The following is a 4796-nucleotide window of genomic DNA, read 5'->3' on the forward strand; positions in this document are numbered from 1 at the left end:
CAATTTGGATTTATAAAAGCCAGGTATCGAGGTTTGAAGAAGAATGACAATAAACTGTCTACTTTATTTGCCCTGGCGAATATTGTTCGACTGGATCAAATGATCCGGGCACAGGGTTAGTCCGCCCTGAAGTCACGAAAGTGGCTAAATATCATACAAATAAGGGGTTGAGACCTCTGATTTCAGTCCTACTTCGAACTCGATTCAAGAAGGGAAGTAAATTAGAGGTTATTCGCAGGTTCCCTAGCCGACTTTTACCTGAATCTGGCTGACCAGATGGTGCCCGTCATCGAAATCAGTGCCGAACGCAAGGTGGACCTGATCCTTACCCATGGTCTGAAAAACTAACCCTACGAGATTTCCTCATGTGTAAACCCTATACTGGAGTGTGGCTTCTGATAGGTTTGCTCGTCCCGATTATTCAGGGCTGCTCACTATTCGGAGTCGGAGAATCAGAATATGCCTGCCCAGAACCCGGCAAGGGTGTCTGTAAATCAGCCAGGCAGATATACAAAGATACTGACTCTACGCCCACTGAAAATCTATTTCCCACTCCCCCCAAATTACATACTGAGCCAGACCTTCGGCTTGTCACTCCCGAAGCTGTTCCCAACCGTACACCTGCACAAATCCTGAGAATCTGGATTGCCCCCTGGGTTGATAGACAGGGCAACTGGCACAGTGACAGCGTGGTGATGACGGATATAGCCCCAAGAGACTGGCAGTCGGCCATTCCAGTTTATTCGCCTGCTGATGATTAATCCGGAGAATCCAGTCATGCGCACTCTTTTATCACCTGAAAAGAAACCTTTGTTTCTGTTTAGGCAATCATCATGGATGTTGCTACTAGCAACATTCTCTATGGTTTCCCTATTTGCGCCTGAGCTTCAGGCGGCTGATCCCGTCAAGGTTTCCGGAGCCAATGATTTTGCAGAAATTTATGGCCGCCTCGTAGGCTGGATCAAGGGTGATTTGGGCCGAACGCTTTCCATTTCATTTGTGCTGATTGGACTGGCCTATGGAATGGCCCGGAACTCTCTCATCGGTTTTGCAACCGGAGTCGGTGCAGCAGTAGGTCTACAAGTGACGCCCACCATTATTAATTCCATTTTTGGACTTTAACAATGACGACTTCACAGGCTTTAACCATGATCAATCACTGGTTACACCCCCATCAGACTGACAATGAAGCAGCCCTATCACCCAGCGATGCCCCACAGCCTGACCCTCCTGAACAAACCAGTTCAGGTTGCGCTGGCTATCAGGTTGGCATCGGAACCATCCTTTACCAGCAACAGAAACTGGTGGAACAGGTGAATGAGCAATTGAATTTACCTTTAGAACTCCAACCTTTATTTGACCAGACACTGGATAATCTCACCTACTGGCTGCACCTCCTGCCCGCTCACCCTCAACATCACTGCGGACCGGCCGGTGCGATTCGCCATGCACTTGAAACTGCATTCTGGTCGGTAACCGCCATGCAACAAATTCACAGCGACCATGACTTGTATCCTGATCAACGCAGAGCCAGGGAACCTCTATGGCGATTAATGGCAGGAGTAGCCGGGCTGTTATATGACAGTGGTAGAATGACTTCCTGTCTAGCTGTTCAAAAAACTTTAGAGCCGCTATCAACAGAACAGTGGCCTGCTTTTCAGCAAGGTCTTGGTGCATGGTTACAACAACATCGCATCACTAATTACTCACCTCAGTGGAAGCACTGTGATACCAACCCCGAAAAGCCATTGGCACCAGAATATACAGTCATCAATCTATTACTGTTGCCACAGATAACTCCACAATCATTCAGTAAAACCCTGCAACCGGATGTCGATAACAGCACTCTCTGGCAAACCTTTGTCAGTGCGCTGACCGGGCAAAAAACCGGTCGTGGCGTATCACAAATAATCAATGCAGTTGAGCTGGCTCGTCTGAAGAGTGTCAAACTTCATTTCGTAAGAGGAGAAGCTCTTAATCACATTATGAAAACTGTCAGTACTGGAGATCAGCCGGTAGAAAAAAAAGAGAATGAACTGAGCTGGCTTCATCTTGTCATATCCAAACTCCAAAAAGAGGATATCAAGTGGGCAAAAGACAGCCTTCTGTTGCATTGGCCTGATTCGGTGAAATCCGAAGAACTACCAGACTCGGATATTCTGCTCAGGCAATGGAACCAGAGAGGCTGGATCAAGCCTTTAGGCAACCAGATTATTTTTCGACGAAATGGTCGCCTGGTGATTGCACTGCAACCTGTCATTTCCCAACAGTGCAAACAATGGCTGCCAGCAGACTCTCCTGCAGAAGAGTTTGCAGGAGAACAGAATGATCAATGACCGCCCCTACGAGCAAAACTGGAGACCTATTTATGAGCTGAGTGCTGCGGTGGTCTGGTTTTCCGCTATGAACGCCGCTTACACACTTTCCTTCTTCAGTTCATTACCATGGGTTGGCTTTATTCTGACATCCTCTTTCTGCGCGACCATGGCGGTTACTCGTCTTACTCAGGCTCTACCAAGATGGCAGCAACAAAGCAGATTAAAGGGTAAAAAACTGGCTTTGTTAAAGCTGACCCGACAGCAATGCCAATCGCTGCAAACAAAGAACCAGGATCAGGGCGTTTGGTTAGGCTGGGGCTTTGAATGGCAGCGACTTCATGGACAGAAGGCATGGGATTTACTGCGAAGCGATAACCTGCCGGCCAAATCAGAAAAAACCATGGGAGCAGGCTGGATTCACGGTATGGAAGAACATGAAGAAACCTTATACCAGCCTCTTGAGCAAACACAGATGCACACGATGGTCATTGGAGTGCCCGGCAGCGGCAAAACCCGATTGTTTGATTTGTTGGTGACACAGGCTGTGCTACGCAATGAACCCACAATCATCATTGATCCCAAGGGAGATCATGACCTTGCCAGCCATACACACAGAAGCTGCAAGCTATCAGGCAATCAATACCGGTTTATGAAGTTTCATCCGGGCTTTCCGGCTGACTCCATCCGAATCAACCTGCTTCAGAACTTTAACCGTTCCAGTGAGCTGGCCAGCCGGATTTCCGGATTAATGCCTTCAGGCGGTGATAATGCTCCGTTTCAGGCATTTGCCCAGAAAGCGGTTGATGCCGTGGTTCAAGGCTACCTTCTTTGTGGCCAGCGCCCTACCCTGGTTATGATTCGGCAAGGATTGGAAGGTGGGGTCACCAAGCTGCTGATTAAAGCGCTCACTATTGTTTGCACCCTCCATAGTCCCCAAGCTTCCAATACTGTTCAGAAAGAGGTACCCAAAGGTAAAAGAAATGCAGATACCATTGCGCGACGCTGGATTGAATTCTATCGGGATAAAGTCATGTCTTATGCCCCTTGCACCGATGTAGAAGGACTCATCTCTCTGTTTGAACATGACCGGGCTCACTACAGCAAAATGATTGCCACTCTGTTACCGGCTCTGGGAATGCTTACAGGTGGTCCACTGGCTCGTTTATTATCGCCTGATCCGACGGATATTGATGACCTACGCCCCTGTACGCATACAGCCAGCCTGATCGACCAAAATAAAGTGATGTATTTTGGGCTCGACTCTCTGTCCGATCCTATGGTGGGTAAGGCCATTGGCCAGCTATTACTGGCTGATCTGGCTGCTGTGGCCGGAGATCGATATAACTACTCCCTGAACGATGAGAAGCCGATCAACCTGTTTATAGACGAAGCTGCAGAAGTACTTTGCCCTCAACTGCTATCACTGCTCAACAAAGGTCGGGGGGCAAAATTTCGGTTATACGTCGCCACCCAGACACTGGCAGACTTTGAAGCCCAGTTAGGTTCAGAAGCAGCTGCTCAACAGTTTATCGACAATTGCAATCACCTTATTTGCCTGAGAACACAAAATCCGGATACCCAGAAATTTATCACCGATAAACTGCCACCGGTTCGTTACCGATACTTCATACGCAATCAGGGTATCAGCACTGATGCAAACCGTCCTATGGAATTTACTGGTAACCTCAGCGAGCAGCAGCTGGAAGAGACCGGAGATCTGTTCCCGCCACAACTACTGGGCGAACTGCCCAATCTGGAGTACTTAGCCCGACTGGGTGGCGGGCGCTTATTGAAAGGCAGAATCCCGATCATTTACTCTCCAAAACCCTGAAAATACACTTCTACCTCTGCTATGACACTCTCTCAGAAGCAAGCTCAGAAACAAAGCAATCCCATTACTATCTGTTGTTATGGGCTTGGTCTGTTATTGCTCTGGTTAGTGATGTCCGGGCAAAGCATGAGCAAGTATCTGCAAATTGAACAACAGCAATATGCCCACAGGCTGGGGAGGGATAACGCAGACTGGATTTTGCGAACTGGCCACCGATTCTATGCGGCAACCATTATGAAAACGGGTATTGAAAGCTTTCTTACAGAGCACACCACTCCAGCCAGGAACATGGGTGAAGGACTGGCAAATGTAATCGAGTTTTTTCAGGGTTTGGTTAATAATTTTCTGAGTCTGATGCAACAACTCTTCTATCGGATTGCAGTATTACTGGCCTGCCTGCCATTCAGTATTTTCCAATCCTGAAATGAGCCTGAAGGCAGGTACTACTACCTAACCCTCGGCTTGTCGCTCATGAACTAATTGAAACAGGATTTCTCTGGCTTGTTGCAGCTTTCTGGCCGCTTCATTATCGGTCATGGCTTCCGCTTTGTCCTTTAGTTGGTCCAGTGTAATCCCTTCTTTCAGGTACTGTTCTGGTTCCTTCAGTGACAGGAACTTTTCGTAAGGGGTCATCATGTTTTCATAGC

Annotated in this window: 6 protein-coding genes and 1 pseudogene; 6 read left to right on the forward strand and 1 reads right to left on the reverse strand. The window is 48.0% G+C overall.

Annotated elements, in window-relative coordinates:
- From WG89_RS32335 to WG89_RS24845, 6 genes and pseudogenes are all read left to right on the forward strand, one after another.
- Nucleotides 1–120 (forward strand): annotated as a pseudogene (locus WG89_RS32335) (IS5/IS1182 family transposase); the annotation flags it as partial.
- A gap of 245 nt (nucleotides 121–365) precedes the next feature.
- Nucleotides 366–761 carry a TraV family lipoprotein gene (locus tag WG89_RS24825; protein ID WP_062270375.1) on the forward strand — a complete coding sequence of 132 codons (396 nt, stop codon included), beginning with the start codon at nucleotides 366–368 and terminating at the stop codon, nucleotides 759–761.
- A 16-nt stretch (nucleotides 762–777) separates the two neighbouring features.
- Nucleotides 778–1122: a TraA family conjugative transfer protein gene (gene traA, locus WG89_RS24830; RefSeq protein ID WP_153301812.1), complete on the forward strand. Its 345-nt coding sequence runs from the start codon at nucleotides 778–780 to the stop codon at nucleotides 1120–1122.
- A gap of 2 nt (nucleotides 1123–1124) precedes the next feature.
- A complete protein-coding gene (locus WG89_RS24835) occupies nucleotides 1125–2336 on the forward strand; it encodes a TraI domain-containing protein (RefSeq protein WP_079254029.1) in 1212 nt (403 codons plus the stop codon).
- Nucleotides 2326–4149 carry a conjugative transfer system coupling protein TraD gene (gene traD / locus WG89_RS24840; protein ID WP_062270378.1) on the forward strand — a complete coding sequence of 608 codons (1824 nt, stop codon included), beginning with the start codon at nucleotides 2326–2328 and terminating at the stop codon, nucleotides 4147–4149. The genes WG89_RS24835 and traD overlap by 11 nt, the downstream gene beginning before the upstream one ends.
- 126 nt (nucleotides 4150–4275) lie before the next feature.
- A complete protein-coding gene (locus WG89_RS24845) occupies nucleotides 4276–4572 on the forward strand; it encodes a hypothetical protein (protein ID WP_153301813.1) in 297 nt (98 codons plus the stop codon).
- 27 nt (nucleotides 4573–4599) lie between these two features.
- Here the strand turns inward: WG89_RS24845 and WG89_RS24850 are convergent.
- A partial coding sequence (locus WG89_RS24850) for a hypothetical protein (protein WP_062269480.1) occupies nucleotides 4600–4796 on the reverse strand: 197 nt, incomplete at its 5' end.

It is taken from the genome of Endozoicomonas arenosclerae, from assembly GCF_001562015.1.
GTDB lineage: Bacteria > Pseudomonadota > Gammaproteobacteria > Pseudomonadales > Endozoicomonadaceae > Endozoicomonas_A > Endozoicomonas_A arenosclerae.

Coding starts and splice junctions, on each gene's coding strand:
- WG89_RS24845 (WP_153301813.1), top strand. CDS start 4,276: ATGAGCAAGTATCTGCAAATTGAACAACAGCAATATGCCCACAGGCTG.
- WG89_RS24835 (WP_079254029.1), top strand. CDS start 1,125: ATGACGACTTCACAGGCTTTAACCATGATCAATCACTGGTTACACCCC.
- traD (WP_062270378.1), top strand. CDS start 2,326: ATGATCAATGACCGCCCCTACGAGCAAAACTGGAGACCTATTTATGAG.
- WG89_RS24825 (WP_062270375.1), top strand. CDS start 366: ATGTGTAAACCCTATACTGGAGTGTGGCTTCTGATAGGTTTGCTCGTC.
- traA (WP_153301812.1), top strand. CDS start 778: ATGCGCACTCTTTTATCACCTGAAAAGAAACCTTTGTTTCTGTTTAGG.